General features: G+C 39.7%; 18 protein-coding genes and 1 tRNA gene. 6 read left to right on the top strand and 13 right to left on the bottom strand.

Annotated features, from left to right (window positions below):
* Nucleotides 1-10: 10 nt before the first annotated feature.
* From HYW79_00095 to HYW79_00040, 12 genes are all read right to left on the bottom strand, one after another.
* Nucleotides 11-460, bottom strand: coding sequence for a hypothetical protein (locus tag HYW79_00095; GenBank protein ID MBI2634943.1), 450 nt, complete (start codon nucleotides 458-460; stop codon nucleotides 11-13).
* Nucleotides 461-605: 145 nt separating this feature from the next.
* Nucleotides 606-3,212 carry a hypothetical protein gene (locus HYW79_00090; protein MBI2634942.1) on the bottom strand — a complete coding sequence of 869 codons (2,607 nt, stop codon included), beginning with the start codon at nucleotides 3,210-3,212 and terminating at the stop codon, nucleotides 606-608.
* A 172-nt stretch (nucleotides 3,213-3,384) separates the two neighbouring features.
* Complete coding sequence (locus tag HYW79_00085; GenBank protein ID MBI2634941.1) at nucleotides 3,385-4,857, bottom strand: IMP dehydrogenase; 1,473 nt, start codon at nucleotides 4,855-4,857, stop codon at nucleotides 3,385-3,387.
* 70 nt (nucleotides 4,858-4,927) lie between these two features.
* Nucleotides 4,928-5,332 (bottom strand): phosphoribosyltransferase, encoded by a 405-nt coding sequence (locus HYW79_00080; GenBank protein ID MBI2634940.1) that lies wholly within the window; start codon nucleotides 5,330-5,332, stop codon nucleotides 4,928-4,930.
* Between the two features lie 192 nt (nucleotides 5,333-5,524).
* Complete coding sequence (cas2, locus tag HYW79_00075; GenBank protein ID MBI2634939.1) at nucleotides 5,525-6,058, bottom strand: CRISPR-associated endonuclease Cas2; 534 nt, start codon at nucleotides 6,056-6,058, stop codon at nucleotides 5,525-5,527.
* 181 nt (nucleotides 6,059-6,239) lie between these two features.
* The gene (locus HYW79_00070; protein MBI2634938.1) at nucleotides 6,240-6,581 is read right to left on the bottom strand and encodes a hypothetical protein; all 342 of its coding nucleotides are present in this window, start codon (nucleotides 6,579-6,581) and stop codon (nucleotides 6,240-6,242) included.
* A 65-nt stretch (nucleotides 6,582-6,646) separates the two neighbouring features.
* Nucleotides 6,647-7,273 (bottom strand): tRNA (guanosine(37)-N1)-methyltransferase TrmD, encoded by a 627-nt coding sequence (trmD, locus tag HYW79_00065; GenBank protein ID MBI2634937.1) that lies wholly within the window; start codon nucleotides 7,271-7,273, stop codon nucleotides 6,647-6,649.
* Between the two features lie 186 nt (nucleotides 7,274-7,459).
* Complete coding sequence (locus tag HYW79_00060) at nucleotides 7,460-9,667, bottom strand: transglycosylase domain-containing protein (protein ID MBI2634936.1); 2,208 nt, start codon at nucleotides 9,665-9,667, stop codon at nucleotides 7,460-7,462.
* A gap of 136 nt (nucleotides 9,668-9,803) precedes the next feature.
* Nucleotides 9,804-10,127: a KH domain-containing protein gene (locus tag HYW79_00055; protein MBI2634935.1), complete on the bottom strand. Its 324-nt coding sequence runs from the start codon at nucleotides 10,125-10,127 to the stop codon at nucleotides 9,804-9,806.
* A gap of 138 nt (nucleotides 10,128-10,265) precedes the next feature.
* Nucleotides 10,266-10,613: a 30S ribosomal protein S16 gene (rpsP, locus tag HYW79_00050; GenBank protein MBI2634934.1), complete on the bottom strand. Its 348-nt coding sequence runs from the start codon at nucleotides 10,611-10,613 to the stop codon at nucleotides 10,266-10,268.
* A 5-nt stretch (nucleotides 10,614-10,618) separates the two neighbouring features.
* Nucleotides 10,619-12,259, bottom strand: a complete 1,641-nt coding sequence (groL, locus tag HYW79_00045) for a chaperonin GroEL (protein ID MBI2634933.1) — start codon at nucleotides 12,257-12,259, stop codon at nucleotides 10,619-10,621.
* Between the two features lie 132 nt (nucleotides 12,260-12,391).
* Nucleotides 12,392-12,679, bottom strand: coding sequence for a co-chaperone GroES (locus HYW79_00040; GenBank protein MBI2634932.1), 288 nt, complete (start codon nucleotides 12,677-12,679; stop codon nucleotides 12,392-12,394).
* 178 nt (nucleotides 12,680-12,857) lie between these two features.
* Here HYW79_00040 and HYW79_00035 point away from each other — a divergent pair, with 178 nt between their 5' ends.
* A complete protein-coding gene (locus HYW79_00035) occupies nucleotides 12,858-13,778 on the top strand; it encodes a hypothetical protein (protein MBI2634931.1) in 921 nt (306 codons plus the stop codon).
* A gap of 107 nt (nucleotides 13,779-13,885) precedes the next feature.
* Here HYW79_00035 and HYW79_00030 read toward each other — a convergent pair whose 3' ends face one another.
* Nucleotides 13,886-14,548 carry an ATP-dependent Clp protease proteolytic subunit gene (locus HYW79_00030; GenBank protein ID MBI2634930.1) on the bottom strand — a complete coding sequence of 221 codons (663 nt, stop codon included), beginning with the start codon at nucleotides 14,546-14,548 and terminating at the stop codon, nucleotides 13,886-13,888.
* 128 nt (nucleotides 14,549-14,676) lie between these two features.
* Here HYW79_00030 and HYW79_00025 point away from each other — a divergent pair, with 128 nt between their 5' ends.
* The 5 genes from HYW79_00025 (at nucleotide 14,677) to HYW79_00005 (ending at nucleotide 17,849) form a co-directional block, all read left to right on the top strand.
* Nucleotides 14,677-15,030 carry a phage holin family protein gene (locus HYW79_00025; protein ID MBI2634929.1) on the top strand — a complete coding sequence of 118 codons (354 nt, stop codon included), beginning with the start codon at nucleotides 14,677-14,679 and terminating at the stop codon, nucleotides 15,028-15,030.
* The gene (gene secG / locus HYW79_00020) at nucleotides 15,030-15,245 is read left to right on the top strand and encodes a preprotein translocase subunit SecG (protein MBI2634928.1); all 216 of its coding nucleotides are present in this window, start codon (nucleotides 15,030-15,032) and stop codon (nucleotides 15,243-15,245) included. The genes HYW79_00025 and secG overlap by 1 nt, the downstream gene beginning before the upstream one ends.
* 9 nt (nucleotides 15,246-15,254) lie before the next feature.
* Nucleotides 15,255-16,955: a hypothetical protein gene (locus HYW79_00015; GenBank protein MBI2634927.1), complete on the top strand. Its 1,701-nt coding sequence runs from the start codon at nucleotides 15,255-15,257 to the stop codon at nucleotides 16,953-16,955.
* Between the two features lie 7 nt (nucleotides 16,956-16,962).
* Nucleotides 16,963-17,766, top strand: coding sequence for a hypothetical protein (locus HYW79_00010; protein MBI2634926.1), 804 nt, complete (start codon nucleotides 16,963-16,965; stop codon nucleotides 17,764-17,766).
* Nucleotides 17,766-17,849: transfer RNA gene (locus HYW79_00005), tRNA-Leu, on the top strand. Before HYW79_00010 ends, HYW79_00005 begins: the two co-directional genes overlap by 1 nt.
* Nucleotides 17,850-18,138: the final 289 nt, after the last annotated feature.

Raw genomic sequence — 18,138 nt, 5'->3', positions numbered from 1 at the left:
CGATTTGGGGTTAATTCAATTTAAATTTTCTTAACGGAATTCCTCCGGAAATATCAAAATTTAAAACTTTATAAAGCATCGCAAGCCTGTCGGCGTATCTTTCTCGCGCCTCTTTTGACAAATCCCATTGCTTTGTAACTTCCAACATACTAACGAAAGAAATGTTGCCGCTAAAAAGAGCATCGAATGCATCTTTATAAGCCGCATAGATTTCCAAATTAAGAATTCCATTTTGATCACAGAGTTTTTTCAAAAATACAATCTGCTCCTCGGGAACGCGATTGCCGAAAATAGCGTGCAATGCGTTGTGGGCTTTTATTGGGACGCCTTGAAGCACCATCCACTTGCCTAAAACTTTATTTTTTCCTCCGTGATACTTCGTCGGGATGCGGCTTTTTGGATAAGTGTGATGTCTGTTATAGTGTTTTGGTTGCGATAGCGTGTCAGCCGATGAGCCCAAGCTACCTCCGATGACTTATTTATATAAAATAAAGAACCATATAATTTACTTATCACCCAAATAATCTGTTGTCAATCCCACACATAACTTTTATGTGCGGGATCAATAAAAATCGCCCTGCGATTGCGGGGCGAAAAAAAGTAATTTAAGCTCTTAAAAGACCGAGTGAATCTTTAAGCTTATCAACGTCAATAGATTTTGAATAAGGTTCTTTCAACATAGGCTTATTAAAATAAGCGGTTTCATCCATATAAATCCTATTATCGTGAGAGAGAGTTCTTAATAATGTCGGCCCAAAATCAAGCTTTTTCATTTTACTACCTTCAAACGGCGTGTAAATAACTTGCGTTGACGCTTGAACCGCCACGCATTGGCCCAAATCGGGCCGCCAAACACGAACCGTGGTGGCTACATGGAAGTTGGCAATGCCAACAATTTGAGTACCCAGGGCTTCTAATGCTTTCTGGGCTCTTAGTGAGGTAGTATCCGCTCTTGCCATACCCGGATGGCGAGCGCCGAAGGTCAATACTGAAGGTAATGTGCAGACAGGATTAAAATCAGGTAATAGAATAATCTTTTTTTCAATCAAATCATAAAAATCGATTAGCGGAAGACCACGAGATGCAAAAAGGACACTGATTTCCCGATATAAAATTCTTGTTAATTTATCGCGGAAAGTTCCTAAGGGCGAAGTACCAAAGCCTAGCGGCCACGCATCATGATTGCCTACGATATAAATAAAATCCACAAGAACTAAGGGATCCGCAACTATAGATTTTAATTCAACAACAGTTGGTTTAACAGTCGTAAATTTTAAGAGCGCATCTTCAAATCGCTTTCTAAATGACTTAAAAATAATCGTTGCGACAAGTTCAGCAGCAAAAATTTGATGATCAGTTTCGTTAAGAGAGCCGATAATTTCGCCACGATGCATCAGGTCGTGCTTTAAACCAGCGACAAAATCGCCCAGGCCAATCAAGGTTTTAACTTTATGAGCTAAGATAATTTCAGGATACTTTAAAACGAAATGCTGATAATCCGTTGTAGTATAACTGGCGTGAAGACAGCCGAACATAAGCGATGTATTTTCAGAGTACTCAACAGGTAGGTGATGTCTTAGTTTTTCCTGAATCCAATCAAGGTGAAAATCGTATCGCTGGGATTTGGGATTATAATAAAGTCCTGGCCAAGTTTTTCTGGCCGACATTTTAGGCTCTTCAAGATATTTTATTTCCCGTTCAACTATTTCCCTTTCAATCCCAAGTTTATCCGATAAAAGCCCGACAGTCATTGCTCCGTGGTCTTTGATAACTTTAACGATCTTTTTGTGAAGATCAGAAGCTCCTTCTTTAATACCAGTAATAAACTGTCTTTCGGTATGAATTAAATCCTTGAGGTTCCAAAATCGTACAAAACGGTTACCGTCAATTGATTCTACAACGACTATTCCTTCTTGATTTTCGGCAACGGTAGTCGCTTCAAGCCGACAAGAAGCCGGAATAGTAATATATGGTCTTTCTTTCTCGCCGCTCGTTTTATGAATAGCGGAGGCATGCGTGCCAACTACCCAAAGATCCGGAAATAACTGATCTGATTGGGCTGATTTATCTCTAATTTCACGCTCGGCAGCCGCGCTATAATACTGGCTGGGCAAGCGATGTTTAACAGGACTGATTGCCCAATCAACTTCGTTAACGCCCTTAACTTCAAGACGAGCACTACCCTCGTTTTCAAGACGAATATCGTCAGGCCTCAATGCCTGAAGTCGGCGAGCGATTTCCTCGCCATAAGTGCTTTCATAAAGTTCGCTGTTAGGGCCATCGTAAATCGGGCTGGTAGAAATATAAAACCGAACAAATTCCGGTTTATTCGGATCAGCCCAAATACTTACGGGTTTCTTAATTTTAGGAATAATGAAAGCCAGTTCTTTCGCCGACTCATTAACAAAATGTTCCGCAACATTATCTCTATATTCAAGTTTAACATCCTTAAAACGTCTCTTTAATTCTTTCCTAACGTAGTTTTTACTCACCAAACCGCCAACAAGAACAATAAAACGGCACCCTTCTTCGGCAAACTTACGACAACCTTCTAAAATAATGCCACTACGATATCCGGGCCCTTTATAATCCCAACGCGAAGTATAGCCGCGTCTTACGCCTGGACGATTCCATGCCTCTTCGCTAACTTCCAAAACTTCCTGTTCTGGCCAAGAGCGTTCTTCCTTCTTTAATTGCGCGGTAAATTTCTCTATCTCTTCTTGCTTAACTTTTTCTTTATCAACCTTTGCCTTGGGCCCAGCCTTATCATTGCCCCAAGACAATTTTTTATCGCCAGACCTATATTTCATATGATCAAACACTGCATTCCAGGTTTTGATTTTCCGCGTACCGGGATCGCGTAAGTCATTAATGCGCTTTATGAGTTCAGTTCTAAGTTTGTTGCGTTCGACACCGCGGCTATAATCGGCGCTTTCCTTAAATCCATCAACCATAACTTGATCCATTTTTTCATTCCAGACCAAATTTTTTGTCTCTGGCATTCGCAATTTTATACTAGCGCGATTATATATTTTTTCAACAGCCATAACCGTCGGCTTATTGAGAAGCTTAGCTATCTTCCCCCTATCAAGACCTAATTTAAGAAGAGAAAGAAGAATTTTTTTACCTTGAGCCGTCAAATAAAAACCTATAGGAGGTTTTCTCGGAATGTTAAATCTTCTTCTCAACTCGGTAATTTCATCTCTTTTCATTTCTGTCCCCATTTTCATTTGTAAAAGACCCTTAGATTGTTTCCAGTTTATATTTTAAATTTTTTACCGTCAACCTTGACAATACAAAATTTAAATAGCGAAATAAAACCCCGCAGTTGTGGGGTTAATCCATTCGACAAGCTCAGGATTAATGCTGAGTGAAGTTGAAGCATTAAATTATTTCAATATCGTGAGGCTTGGATTCTTCCCAAGCAGCTTGGCTCATCCTGGTAAATTTCCTTTCAAATGGCCGCTGTAATTCTTTAATATTTGCCGCTCCGGCGTAAGTCATTCCCGAACGAAGACCGCTTACTAAAGAACCCAAAACCCGAATAAGAGGTCCGCGATAAGAAATGCGTCCGGTTTCTCCCTCCGGTTGAATCACCGCTCTCAAGTCAGAGTTCATAAATTTATCACCTTTAATTTCAAGATTGACGTCTAAAGAAGACATACCGCGAACAATTTTCATGAGCCGGCCGTTGTCATGAATGACATCTCCCGGGCTTTCGTCGGTTCCGGCAAATAAAGTGCCAATCATTACGCTTGAAGCGCCGCAACCGATGGCAATAGAGACATCTCGCGGATAACGGATACCGCCGTCGGCAATAATCGGTATTCCGAATTTTTGTGACTCACGAACACATTCCAGAAGTGCCGAAACTTGCGGTACGCCGGCGCCGGAAACAATGCGCGTTGAACAAGTGGCGCCCGGGCCAATGCCTACTTTAATGGCCGAAACGTTAAGCCGCGCATAATCACGAACCGCTTCTTTGGTGGCTACATTGCCAACAATTAATTCACAATTTGGCAATCGCCTGCGAATTAACCGCGCTATCTCCATAGGCTTTACAGCATGACCGTGAGCGATGTCTAAAACTAAAACGTCGACCCCGACATTAACGAGCGCCTGGGCTCTTCCAATAGTATCTTCACTCACCCCAATTGCGGCCCCAACCCTTAGTCGACCGAGTTCATTTTTTGTAGCCGAAGGATATGACGCCTCTTTAAGCAAGTCTTTTTTAATCAAAAGTGCTACTAAATTGCCTTTTTTATCAATGAATGGCAATTTACCAAGAAGATGCTGTTTGGCAAAAATCTTTTCAGCTAAAATACGCGCGTCTTTTTCAGTAAGAGATTTTCCATTAATTTCTGCAACAATTAAATCCCGCCTCGGTAACATATATTTTTCAATTGATTCCATGCTCTGAGCTTTTGCCAACTCATGCTTGGTAACAAGGCCGACTAATTTTTTTTTCTTATCAATTATCAACACACTGTCGATCTGTTTTTCCGCTAAAAGTTCCCGGGCTTGCCAGACAAGATTTTCAGGAAACAGTGTATAGGGATTTCGTATTAAGGCCTCGTCTGCTGATTTAACTTTCAAAACTTCCTTAACTTGATCTTCAATGCTCATATTTCGATGAATAATGCCAATACCGCCATATCGTGCCATGGCAATGGCCATTGTGCTTTCAGTAACGGTATCCATATTGGCGCTTATAATTGGAACCGCCAATTTAATTTTCTTTGTAAGATAACTAAAAGTATCCGGATCAAGACGGCTTTTCAAATTTGATTTCTGGGGACGCAAAGAAATATCAGAAAAAGTTAGCCCCGCTTCAATTATTTTGTCTCTAAAGTCCATACAAAATATATATTATTACAAAAAAACCATTGACGCAAAATTTTTGCGTCAATGGTTTTTCAAAAATAAGTTAATCTCGCACTAGTCGGTCATCGCCATCCTCCGGATCTTCCCATGGAAAATGAACCCATTTGTCATGCTTCTCATGAAGCCAGATACTGGGAACAAAAATGCTTTGTTTATGATAAAAAAGCGTAACGACAAAACTTCCATCTTTGACATACTTAGTAAGAGTTGCACCAGTATCAGCAATATCATCAACTATAATAGTGTTCTCAGTTATCTCTTCAGGAGTTCTGAAGATAGGTAATTTCAACCGATAATGAAGATAGGCCGCCAAAACATTAGCGCCTTCGGGAATACCGAATATGCCATCAAACAATTTTGTACAGTATTTAATTATGAATACTAGCGCTTGAATATCTTTATTAAAATCTTTTTGTTCGTATACAAGCCATTTTTCAGTTTCGTACATTTGCACTCCCCTATTTTTTAAAGTACCAGATTTTTTACCCAGTCAGTATATCAAAAAAAGAACTTTTTACAAATTTATGAATGTGACCATGCGTAATTTATAAAAATTTTCATAAATTACATGAATTACATAAATTACATATTATCAGACGATCGTAAATTAAACTGTTAAATTGAGAAGCTGCTAAAATCACTATGACAAATGAAATCGAACTTTTAGATCTATATCAATATCGGTATTTTTAACCCTCAAAAATCTGACATACGGTGAGAGATTGAAAATTTCTATTATAAAATCAATCTCGTCTTTGCATTCATACGGATAAAGAAAAACGCTTTTTTGCAGAGGATAAAATCCAAGCTCTTTTAATTTTTCAGCTAATGCAATCCTTCCCTGTCGTTTCTCTTCCGGAATGTCAAAAATTACCACTCTCCACATCATATCCCATTTTACGGGTTTTTTTATTTGAATTTTATCTAAATCATACTTTAGAATTTTTTTTCTTCCATTATCCGTCAAAACAATAGCAACTGTCCCATCGCGATTTTCCTTATAATCAATCAATTTTGATTTATACAGATTTTTAATTGCCAGTTTCAAATTTCTTTCATTAATCTTTTTCCATTCTTTAGCAATATTTTTGACAATTTTAAAATATTGATCAGGTCTTCTTGCTAAACTTAAAGAAGCGCCCCCTATCAAAAGGAGCATGACTTTTTTAGACATTGATCCCATTCGTTCCATGAATAAAAATTTAACTAAAGTTTAACAAAGATACTATATTTCAAAAGTTACAACTTTGCAACCGATCGGAAATTAAGTGGTTAAATTGCCGGCATAAATTATATAATCTTTTTTACTGATTTTGAGATAAAATAAATACCGCCATAAGACGGGTATCTGTTATTTATTTTCTTTTTCTACTTTTCTTTTGCGGCGTATCCATAGAGACGAAAAGTTCGTCCATAAACCGCACAACATCGCGACTATAATACTTTCGGAGCTTCTTCCAGGTTTCTTTCATCTGAGGCCATCGCTTACATCCATCTTTAAAATCTTTCTTAACCAAAATCGACCATTCTTCTTCAGTCCAGACATGATGTTTTTGAAGTCGGTATGCTAGCGTCATTCTGTTGAGCCAAGCCCCATAATGATCTGGTGATAATGCCCACATAAAGAACTGATGCTGAACATATATTAGCTGAAGAAGTTCTCTAAGCAACGCATTAGTTTTTTGCAGTTCAGTCATTAGACACTCCTGTTGGTGTGTTCAAAGAACTATACTTATATAAGTGCGAGTATATCCAAGCACTATTAGTAAGTCAAATCGCTTTTTTGATGCTTTTTTCTCCATTCCTCTATTTTTTTGTGATCTCCGGAAAGAAGAACTTTTGGAACAATGTATTTTTTATTTTTATATTTAATAACTTCCGGACGGGTGAAAACCGGAACACCAGCGCCAAAACGTTTTTCTTCAAGCGACTCGTTTTTCCCCAAAACTCCCGGAATATGGCGCGAAACCGAATCAATAACAATCATTGCCGGTAGTTCTCCGCCGGTTAAAATATATGGCCCGATTGAAATTTCTTCCATCTTAAAAATTTTTTTAATTCTTTCGTCTACTCCTTCGTAATGGCCGGCAACCATTATTATCCGATTATATTTTTTAGCCCACTCTGTGGCCATTTTGGAACTGAATTGTTTTCCGCTAGGTGAAAATAAAATAAGTTTTTCTTTACCGCCCTTCAGTTTCAGATTTGAAATCGCTTTAATAAGTGGTTCAATTTTAAAAACCATACCGGGTCCCCCGCCATAGGGCTTGTCATCTACCTTTTTATTTTTGTCGGCTGAAAATTTCCTTAAATCAACAATGTTAATTTTTATTTTCCCCGATTTTTGGGCGCGCAAAATTATGCTCTCGTTGAAATAAAATCTAAAGATATTTTTGGGCGCGCAAAATTATGCTCTCGTTGAAATAAAATCTAAAGATATTTGGAAAAATAGTTATAATATCGAATTGCATAAATTTTTGCCCGCCTTCTCCGCCAACTGGCGGATTCGGCGAGGTAAAACAATTCTAAGTTTTATTTCATAAAAAATCAAAACCCCCAATTGGGGGTATCTAAATTATTTATCTTCATTTTTCTCTAAAATTATATTCTCAATCTCTTCCGGAAATAAATCGGGCGGCCGGATCTTATAAATTTCTTTCATAATCTCAATAAAAATCGGAAGAGCTACTGAACCGCCGGTTTCTTTAAAATAACTTTCTCTACTTACTAGCGGTATAGATTTTCGGTCGAAGCCAATCCACACAGCGACAACATACTTTGGCGAGCCGCCTACAAACCAAGCATCGGTAAAGTTATTGGTCGTTCCGGTTTTACCAGCCGTCGCAAAGGGCAATTCTTTTGAAGCCGAACGGGCCGTACCAGCCAAGACTACCCATCGCATTGCTCCCAAAATTTTATTTGCCGATTCAGTGCTTAATGCTTGTTTTTCTTCTATAGTTTCTAAGTTTTTCGTTGAACCGTTTCTATCGGTAATTGAATTTATAAACCAATATGGTTTATAAATTCCCTGCCTAAAAAGCGTGGAGTAGGCATTAGCCATATCAATTACTTTTACATCGGCGGCACCGATGGCAGTCGGAAGATAACGAGGCAGATCGCTTGCAATACCCATGCTGCGGGCTAAATCCACCACATTATTAATCCCAACTTCTTTAGCCGCGTGAACGGCGGCCACATTTCGAGACCGCGCGATGGCAGTTTTAATCGGAATCGAGCCCATAAACGGCGGTAAAGATTTCTCTTCGTAATTCTTGGGGCACCATTTTGGCTTTTTAGGATTGCCGGTTTTAAAACAAATTGGAGTATCCAAAACATGGCTTTCCAAATCTTTATCCGGATACTTTTCAAAATAAGCGCCATAAACAAACGGTTTGAAAGCCGAGCCAGGCTGTCTTTCGGCCTGCATCGCTCTATTATACTTACTGACCTTGAAATCCCGGCCGCCAACAACTGCTTTTATCGCGCCGGTTGTAACTTCTAAAATTACTACCGCTCCTTGCGCCTCTGGCTGAACAATCTCAACAATAAAATCATTACTAGCGTTAACGCCGGTAATTTTAACCATTACCACGTCGCCTACTTTGAATACCCTTTTAAAATCCGCGATACCGTTCTGGATATTGGGAAGCGATTTAGCAGTAATAGTTGCTGTCTCGTTCCCAATTTTTAACACTACAAAAGAGCTGTCAACTTCAATAACCAAACCATCGACAGTGCTTTCAATGCCAAGTTCACCGTTCCATGACTCTGATTTAAAATCTTCAATGGATTCTAACTTATATTCGGAAAAAATATTGTAGAGAACAAGACGCTTTTCGTGTCTCTTATCATAAGCTTTCAACCCCTTGCTTAGAGCTTCACTTGCAATTAGCTGGAAAGAAGAATTAATTGAGGTCTTTACATTCAAGCCTTGATTTACCACTTTGCTGTAACCGAGACGATGAAGTTCATCCATAAAAAAGTTTGAAAGATACGGAGCTTTCGGATCAATACTTTTAATGCTTAAAACAACGGGTTTTTCTGTAAGTGCGATATACTCGCCATACTTGATAAAACCATTATTCATCATCCTGCTTAAAATCATATTGCGCCGGCTGGTTGCAATTTTTTTATTGACAATAGGCGAAAATTGATAAGGCCACTTAATAAGCCCGGCTAACATGGCAGCTTCATCAAACGTCAACTCTGACGGCTGTTTACTAAAATAAAATTCCGAAGCGGAAACAATGCCGTACTTGCCATGGCCAAAATAAACTAGGTTAATGTAAATTTCAAAAATCAGTTCGTCGGATAAATACTTTTCCATCCTATAAGCGAGTCGCGCTTCTTTAAACTTTCTTTTGAATGTTTTTTCGTTATTCAACCAAATTAACTTGGCAGTTTGCTGGGAAATAGTTGAACCGCCGGCAATTACTTTGCCGGCAATTATATTTTTAAAAGCCGCTCTTACAACTCCCGTAAAATCAATGCCATAAATTAAGCGTCCCTCAAAGAAATTTTTATCTTCTGCCGATACCGTTGCCAACAAAACAGCTACCGGTACCGAATGGAATGAAATATAAACCCGATCCTCAACTTTGAATTTATCGATTATTTCTCCACCGTCATCCCGAACAATAGTGGTCAAATTAAACTTATAATCCCTAAGGGCCAGAACGTCTGGTAAATCACCATCTTTATAGTCAAAATAGTACCAAAAAACCAAATAACCTGTAGAACCAAAAATTACCGTAAAACAGCATAAAATGACTAACAATTTCATCCACTTCCTTCCCAATTTTGCCTGCTCCTATTAAGTTTTTAAGATACCAAGACTTTTATAAACTATATAACCCTAAAAGCCATTAAAATCAAATAAAAAAACAACCCCGCAACTGCGCGGGATTGTTTTTTTCGGATTAAAGCTGTTTCAAATCTTCCACAACCTCATCCATTGTTTGAGTTCTTTCTTTTCTGGGACGAGCTCCGCCTTCCGGTTCCTCTATCTTCAGATTGACACGCGCGTTGTTGCGAGCGCCCACGATGCGAAGAAGGGTTCGGATAGCTTTAGCGGTTGAGCCTTCTCGACCGATAAGCATACCCATATCTTCCGGATTTACTTTAAGGTTTAAGAGGACGCCCATTTCATCTACCCTGCGATCAATTTTGACATCATTAGGATTATCAACAATTGATTTCACAAGGTATTCAAGAAACTCCTGATCAACCGATGTATTAGTCATTTCTTTGAATAACTTATTTAAGATTTAGAGTAGTCGACCAAGCCCCTCTGTAAAATTAGGGCAAACTACTAATTGCCATATAGTATAACGGAAACACAAAAATCCGTCAACCCCGCCCTTTGAGCTCAAAGGGCGGGGTCAAGATACTACTTCCGGCGTTTCAACTGGAGTTTCAGCCAGCGCCGCCTCTAATTTTACCTCTGTTTTAGCCACTTCTTTTTTTGATTTTTTATGAACCGGTTTTTTAGCGCCGGAAATTATACTTTGTGAAACTAATAAATTATGAATTGTGTCAGAGGGCTGGGCGCCTTTTGAAATCCAATATAAAATTCTTTCTTTGTTCAAACTCACCGCTTTGGTTTTTCGATTAACATTGCCGAGCAACTCCAAATATTTCCGCTTCGCGGCGGCAGTTTTTTGAGTTACCACAACCCTGAAGGTGGCAGTATGTTTTTTCCCGACTTTTTGCAATCTTATTACAAGCATAAATTTTACATCCCCATATCGCCCATACCGGGCATCCCGCCGGCTGGTGGGTTATTTTTTTCCGGTAGATCAGCCACTAAAAATTCACTTGTTAAAAGCATGGAAGCAACAGAAACGGCGTTTTGCAAAGCCGTGCGCGTCACTTTGAGAGGATCAATTACGCCATCTTTAATAAGATCGGCATATTCGCCGGTAACGGCATTAAAACCCGTTCCTTTTTCCACGGAACTGATAGTTTGAATTACTTCATTTTCATCTTTATTGGCATTACGCGCGATAACCCTCATCGGCGACTCAAGCGCGTTAACTACCAAATTAACGCCCTTAGCTTCATCGCCGAATTCAGAAATACCCGCCAAAGTTTTAAGGTTTTTTAGTTCTCTTGCAGCCTCAAATAAAGCCACTCCGCCGCCGGAAACAATGCCTTCTTCAATCGCGGCTTTAGTGGCTGCCACGGCGTCTTCTATGCGGAATTTCTTTTCTTTCATTTCTGTTTCGGTCGCGGCGCCTACTTTAATCACCGCCACCCCGCCGGAAAGTTTTGCCAGCCGTTCTTGTAATTTTTCGCGGTCAAATTCTGATTCGGTTTTTTCAAGCTGGACTTTTATTTGTTTTATTTTCTTTTCAATTTCCCCTTTTCCGCCGGAACCGCCGACAATCGTTGTGTTGTCTTTGTTGGCAATAATTTTTTTGGCTTCTCCAAGCATGTTTAAATCAACACTTTCAAGCTTCATGCCTTTATCTTCTGAAATTACCTCACCGTTAACAACTACGGCGATGTCTTCCAAAAGCTCTTTCCGCCTGTCGCCAAATCCCGGCGCCTTGACCGCGAGAACGTTGAAAACGCCGCGCAATTTGTTTACAACAAGAGTAGCGAGCGCCTCGCCTTCAACTTCATCGGCAATAATTACCAAATTTTTGCTTCCAGATTTAACAACTTTTTCCAAAAGCGGCATTATTTCTGTCAGAGAAGAAATTTTCTTGTCAGTTATTAAAATATGCGGTTTTTCCATAACCGCTTCCATTCTTTCAGTATCGGTCACCATATAGGCTGAAACATAGCCGCGGTCAAATTGAAGTCCTTCAACGAGCTCGTAATCAACTCCAAGCGTTTGAGCTTCCTCAACGGTAACCACGCCTTCTTTGCCGACTTTGTTTATCACTTCAGCGATAAGAGAGCCCATTTCCGCGTCATTGGCAGAAATCACGGCAACATCTTTAATTTTCTCTTTTGTTACCGGTTTGGCATTCTTTTTTAAAATTTCTGAAACCTTAGTTGTCGCCCTATCCATACCTCGTTTTAAAACCATGCCATTAGCGCCGGAATTTATAAGATTTATGCCTTCGGCGATCATCGCCTGCGCCAAAACTACGGCCGTTGTAGTGCCATCGCCGGCAATGTCGTTGGTTTTTGACGCCGCTTCTTTTACCAGTTGGGCGCCTATGTTCTCAAACTTGTCTTTTAGTTCTATATCTTTGGCAATAGTAACGCCGTCGTTGGTAATGACCGGCGCGCCATAACCTTTATCCAAAATAACATTGCGCCCGCGTGGGCCAAGGGTGATTTTTACGGCATTGGCCAACTGGTCAACGCCTCTTTTTATCGCTTCTCTAGCGGCAACGCCTGAAATTATTTGTTTTGACATATATTTATATAATTTACAATTTTTAATTTTCAATTTTCATTGAATTTTCAATGAATTAATTTTCAAACGTTTGAAAATTGTTAAATTAAATCATTTGTTGAAAATTGATAATTGGAAATTGAAAATTGGGGTTTATTCTAAAATCGCGAGGATTTCGTCCTCTTTTAAAATCTTATAATCAGTGCTGCCTGTTTTAAATTCAGTGCCGGCATACTTTTCATAAACGACTTCGTCGCCTTTTTTAATTCCGGATTTTTTTATTTTTTCACCCGCCCCAATCGCCACCACCCGGCCCTGGGCCGGTTTTTCCTTATCCACGGTTTCGGGCAAAATAATGCCGGATTTGGTTTTTTCGGTTTCTTTTATCGGCGCGATAACCGCCCGATCGCCTAAAGGTTTTATATTTAATTGTTTCGCCATAGTTTTTGTAATTAATAATTAAAATAGCAAAACATCAATCTGATGTCAAATTTTTATTTTTTGACAGCAAGATATATTTATATTATCGTATAGGATAATTAATTTTTTGTTCTTGAACAATACTAGATAGGAGTCGCAAATGTCAAAATGGACGCCGTATATTGGAGTTACGGGATTCATGACTAAGAAAGAAAGTGATGCCGTTTTGGCAATAATGCCATATGGTTCAAAACACAAATTGATGATTGGCGTACTTGCAAGTCAAAATACAATAAGAGGCGGACAGAATAGCAGACCAAATCTCTATCCAACGGCAAAAGATATTGCAGAAATATTTACCGACCATCCACGGGCGCTTAATTTGATGCATTATAATACCAGAGAGCTTTCTACGCTGTACGACCAAATGGTAGAGGCAACGGATATTTCGGGCCCGAACTTACACGGATTCCAGCTCAACATTGCATGGCCCGATATACATGCGCTTGAAAATTATCGAAGACGCCATTGGGATATGAAGATAGTTTTACAAGTTGGGCATAACGCTTTTGAACAAATAGGATATTATCCCGACGCGTTAGCAAAAAAACTTGAAGAGTACCATGACCTAGTTGACTATATTCTTCTTGACCAAAGCAGTGGATTAGGAAAAGCGCTCGATACAAATATAGCTAAAGATTATCTTGACGCACTTGCGGCAGAGAAGTTTCGTTTAGGTCTCGGAGTGGCTGGTGGATTAAATCTAACCGCACTCCATCTTGTTTCTCCTCTGGCATTCTGTTATCCAAGTCTCTGTATTGATGCCGAAAAACAACTTCGTGATGAAAACGATCGTCTTAATCTTTGGGCGGCTAAAGAATACGTAAGCCGAGCTCTAACAATGTTCGCAAATCTGAAGTACACTTGTCAGAACGCACGATGGGATATTAATACTTTCTACTCATCAAAAAGCAAAGACCGAGCTACAGAAGCCATGGTGAGAGTATTCCCGCATCTTAAAGACCGAGGAGATGGAACCCCATGTCTTGATTGTGAAATTCATTACTTCGAAAAAGTTCATTTAATCAAGGACAGATTTTTCAAAAAAATGTTAGAATAAGAATACGAACAATCGACTGGATTTATCCAGCGATTTTTTATTTTTCAGCATTAACACTTATATAAAATAAAAGAGCTTATTTAGGCTCTTTTACCCCGCCCTTAAGCTTAAGGGCGGGGTTTTAAAATTTTCTGCTCGCCTCGCTGGAGCTTTGGCGAAGCGGGCCAGGATTTGGGCAAAATCTTTTTCGGCGGATTGACAACCTGATGCGCCAAACCGAATTTTAAAGCAGTTTTAGCATCAATTCTGGTTAAAACGCGGAAATATTTCCTGATCGCTTTTTCCGACATATTTGAATTATCTTTAACAATTTTCACCATGGTTTCAAACATCTGTTTTTGGTAAAAAGCCAATTCCGCTGCTTCAACCGGTCCTTCGCTGTAATCACGTGAATAATAAATTGTCGGCGCATGAAAACCAAAAAGGGCATGCGGGAACGCTTTTCTCAAATCGCCTGCCAGAAATATTATAAATCCGGCCGATAACGCGCATCCGGCAACAACGGTTGTAATAAAAAGCGGAGAATTTTTGATATGGTCATAAATTTTAAACATATCGTCAACATCACCGCCCTCGCTATTAATGTAAATGGTAAGGGGTTTTCTTGACTTAAGCGACTCAAAACCAATCAGAGTATTAAAAAATTCGTCGGCCAATTTCTGGTCGATTTCTCCGGAAATAGAAATATAGCGCGAACTTTTATGAAAACTCAACCTGCCCGTCTCTCCATTACCACTTTCATCGCCAGACGATTTTCTGATTTTTTTCATAGCCGGCTCTTCATTGACATTATTCTCTCCTGCGATTTTAAAGAGCTTTAGACAAAGATACTTACAAAAATATAATAGCAAAAAACAGCGACTTGTCAAAAACGCGCCAAAGTGTTACTATTAAATTAATGATTATTGGTTTTTTGTTTCGTATTATCGCTAACGCTTTGGCAATTCTTGCCGCCGCCTGGCTGGTGCCGAACATTGTTTTTAATTACGAATTTATCGCTCTCCTAAAACTCGCCCTTATTTTGGCTCTCGTAAACACCTTTCTTAAACCGGTCTTGAAATTGATATTCAGTCCGCTTATACTTATCACATTGGGCCTCTTTACTTTTGTTATCAACATATTTCTTCTCTGGTTGGTGGTCTACTTTACCCCCGAACTTTCTATAAGCGGATTTTATGCCTACTTTCTGACAACGTTAATTTTAAGCGCCTTTAATTTTATTGTTTCAGCAGCAACCAATAAACGAGACTGATGTTAAATTATCTTACAATAATTCAAATAATAATTTCCGTTCTCCTAATCGGAGCGATCTTGCTTCAATCCCGCGGCAGCGGTCTTTCTTCGGTTTTCGGCGGCGAATCAACCTTTTATCATACCCGCCGCGGCATAGAAAAAATTGTTTTCTTCGCCACTATTATACTGGCAGTATTGTTTATCGCAACCAGTTTAGCCATGTTTTTAGTCTAAATAAATCACTTGCGTAAATTCGGTAAAATAAAAACCTGGAACAAGCTTTGGAATCATCTTAATGCTAAAGAAAGGCTTTGGTTGGCCTTTTTCGCTGTTATAATTCTCTTTTCAATTTCTTTTTTAACAAATAATCTTTACCGCAGCCAAACTAGGATAACTCCGGCGGAAGGAGGCGTATATGTTGAGGCGCTTTCTGAATCGCCCCATAACCTAAACCCAATACTGTCAACTAATGACGCCGACCGCGACCTTTCCAGATTGATATTTTCATCGCTATTAAAGTACAGCGAAAACGGTGAACTTATACCGGATTTAGCCGCGAGTTATCAGATTTCAAAAGATGGTAAAACTTATACTATAAAACTTAAAGATAAAATCTTATGGCACGACGGGACGGATTTTACCGCTGACGATGTAATTTTCACAATTAACGCCGCGCAAAATCCGGAATATAACAGCCCATTAAGGACAGCTTGGCAAGGAGTAAAAGCGGAGTCTCCGGACAAAGACACTGTTATAATTAATTTAAAAACGCCTTATGGCGCCTTCATTGAAAATTTGGCGCTTTTGGGCATTCTGCCAAAACATATTTGGAGCAAGGTTATCCCACAAAATTTTCCGCTGGCAGACTTCAACCTAAAACCAGTCGGTACCGGACCTTACAAATTAACTAAACTGCAAAAAGACCCGTTGGGGCGCATTATTTCCTCGAACTTAAGCGTAAACGACAATTATTTTGGTTCTGTCCCCCTGATAAAAAACATAGTATTTAAGTTTTACCTTTCCGAAGAAGAAGCGATCTCCGCCTTTAATCGAAAAGAGGTTGACGGCCTCTTACTTCAAACAGCGCAAAATAAAAATCAACTGCGCGGCTTGCCAAACTCTTCGATTTTTTCACTTCCTTCTTTCAGGGTTTACGCAATTTTCCTTAACACCGACCACAATATTTTTAAGGACAGCAACATTAGAAAAGCCATTAATTACGCGGTAAATCGAGAAGACCTTTTAAACAAAATCTTGGGTGGAGACGGAAAGGTAGCGATTGGTCCAATACCTCCCGGTATGTCCGGTTCAAGTCCGAATCTGGAGGGGTATACTTATGATCCGCAGAAAGCGGAAGAAATTTTACAGAAAAATGGTTGGAAGAAAAATGCCGATGGCATTTACGCCAAAAAGTTGGGAAAAGATAAGGAAGAAACGCTCTTGAAGATTACCATCATAACCACAAAATCAATTCAACTGGCTACGGTGCTTATTCATGATTACTTTAAAAATGTCGGGATTGAAAGCGATTTTAAAATTCTATCTTTAAGCGAACTCCACCAGAACTATATACGAACTAAGAATTACGATGCCATACTGATAGGTGAATCATATACCGGCATAATCGACCCTTACGTTTTTTGGCACGGCGCGGCTATAAAAGATCCTGGATTAAATCTCTCTTTATACAGCAACAGAAATGTTAATAAGATTTTGGAAGAAACTCGCCAAATTGCCGACCCGGTTAAAAGGGCTTCAAAACTTGAGGAATTTCAAAAATTGGTGCTAAATGATGCCGCGGCCGTTTTCCTTTACTCCCCTAACTATATTTACGCGGTAAATAATTCGATAAAAAACATTAATCTTAAAAAGCTGGCTATTCCCTCAAACCGGTTTTCAAAAATAAATGAGTGGTATGTGGAAACAGAAAGAGTTTGGAAGTAGTAAACATATGGTAGACTTACAGAAAATATCCGGCTTGCCGATTTTTCTTGACGAAGAAAAAATGAACTTAGAGTTTAATGGAGATTTTCAATTCATAAAAAAATCCGAGAGAAGCTTGGAGGAACTGAGGCCCTATCTTAAAAATCCCCATACTGATACAGGCCCGGATCCGGTTTATTACGTATGGCGCTACGTTCATTTAACGAAAGACACCCCGAAGTTAAAAAAGGCAAGTTTAAGATATGATTTAACGCTTATTCCTCCGGGAACCGTCGATGATGAATTCGTGAAAACCGCCGGTCATTATCACAAGGGTTATCCCGAGGTGTACGAAGTATTGCTGGGCCAAGCTTACTTTCTCATACAATCGGAATCAAATGCGTACGCAACTGAAGCGGGTCCGGGTGAAAAATTCTTAATACCGCCGTCTTACGGCCACAATACAATTAATGTCTCCGATAAGCCGCTTATTTTAGCGAACTGGGTAAGTGAAAGAGCGGTATATGATTATGAATCATATAAAAATAATCACGGCGCCATGTACTATTTTTTAAAAAATAATGACTTGATTGACCCCGTTAGAAGTCAGACACCTTCGGTGTCTGCCGATGCGCAAATGCATCGGACTTCTAACGGGGTTGATATTATTAAAAATCCAAATTATGAATCGGCAACGGAGTTAAAAAAAATTGCTCCCAAAGAATGGCCGCAATTCGGATTATTTAAAAATCAGCCGTTATATACTTTGGTAAATAATATTGATAAACTAAGAGTCCTTAATTATCCGGAGGAATTTAAATTAGAACTTTAGCCCAGGTGGCGAAACTGGCATACGCGCAGCGTTCAGGGCGCTGTGAGAGCAATCTCATGGGAGTTCAAATCTCCCCCTGGGCACAGTTTAAAAATAAAGCAAACACGCCCCGCAGTTGCGGGGTGCCGCAAGGCTTGAGGGTTCAACTCCCTCCTCGAGCACAAGTAGGCAGACGCGTCCCGCCACGGCGGGATGACCGCAAGGTCATGGAGGTTCGATTCCTCTCTCGCCCACCAGTAAGGAACTCATCGGTTTTTTGGAAGCCAAAATGTGGGACGCGCGAAGCGCGTCCCAAGGATTCCCGCCGAATTTCCCAAACGAATTCAGAATTTTTGGCGCGCTCACGCGCACTAATTTTTCGCCAAGAGAGAG

Source organism: Parcubacteria group bacterium, from assembly GCA_016186325.1.
GTDB lineage: Bacteria > Patescibacteriota > Minisyncoccia > UBA10092 > UBA10092 > JACPHB01.
This window is presented reverse-complemented; position numbering and strand designations above follow the sequence as displayed.

Excerpts from the sequence above, each read along its gene's own strand:
- HYW79_00090 (MBI2634942.1), bottom strand. The coding sequence starts at position 3,212 with ATGAAAAGAGATGAAATTACCGAGTTGAGAAGAAGATTTAACATTCCG.
- HYW79_00085 (MBI2634941.1), bottom strand. The coding sequence starts at position 4,857 with ATGGACTTTAGAGACAAAATAATTGAAGCGGGGCTAACTTTTTCTGAT.
- HYW79_00080 (MBI2634940.1), bottom strand. The coding sequence starts at position 5,332 with ATGTACGAAACTGAAAAATGGCTTGTATACGAACAAAAAGATTTTAAT.
- cas2 (MBI2634939.1), bottom strand. The coding sequence starts at position 6,058 with ATGTCTAAAAAAGTCATGCTCCTTTTGATAGGGGGCGCTTCTTTAAGT.
- HYW79_00070 (MBI2634938.1), bottom strand. The coding sequence starts at position 6,581 with ATGACTGAACTGCAAAAAACTAATGCGTTGCTTAGAGAACTTCTTCAG.
- HYW79_00060 (MBI2634936.1), bottom strand. The coding sequence starts at position 9,667 with ATGAAATTGTTAGTCATTTTATGCTGTTTTACGGTAATTTTTGGTTCT.
- HYW79_00055 (MBI2634935.1), bottom strand. The coding sequence starts at position 10,127 with ATGACTAATACATCGGTTGATCAGGAGTTTCTTGAATACCTTGTGAAA.
- rpsP (MBI2634934.1), bottom strand. The coding sequence starts at position 10,613 with ATGCTTGTAATAAGATTGCAAAAAGTCGGGAAAAAACATACTGCCACC.
- groL (MBI2634933.1), bottom strand. The coding sequence starts at position 12,259 with ATGTCAAAACAAATAATTTCAGGCGTTGCCGCTAGAGAAGCGATAAAA.
- HYW79_00040 (MBI2634932.1), bottom strand. The coding sequence starts at position 12,679 with ATGGCGAAACAATTAAATATAAAACCTTTAGGCGATCGGGCGGTTATC.
- HYW79_00035 (MBI2634931.1), top strand. The coding sequence starts at position 12,858 with ATGACTAAGAAAGAAAGTGATGCCGTTTTGGCAATAATGCCATATGGT.
- HYW79_00030 (MBI2634930.1), bottom strand. The coding sequence starts at position 14,548 with ATGAAAAAAATCAGAAAATCGTCTGGCGATGAAAGTGGTAATGGAGAG.
- HYW79_00025 (MBI2634929.1), top strand. The coding sequence starts at position 14,677 with ATGATTATTGGTTTTTTGTTTCGTATTATCGCTAACGCTTTGGCAATT.
- secG (MBI2634928.1), top strand. The coding sequence starts at position 15,030 with ATGTTAAATTATCTTACAATAATTCAAATAATAATTTCCGTTCTCCTA.
- HYW79_00010 (MBI2634926.1), top strand. The coding sequence starts at position 16,963 with ATGGTAGACTTACAGAAAATATCCGGCTTGCCGATTTTTCTTGACGAA.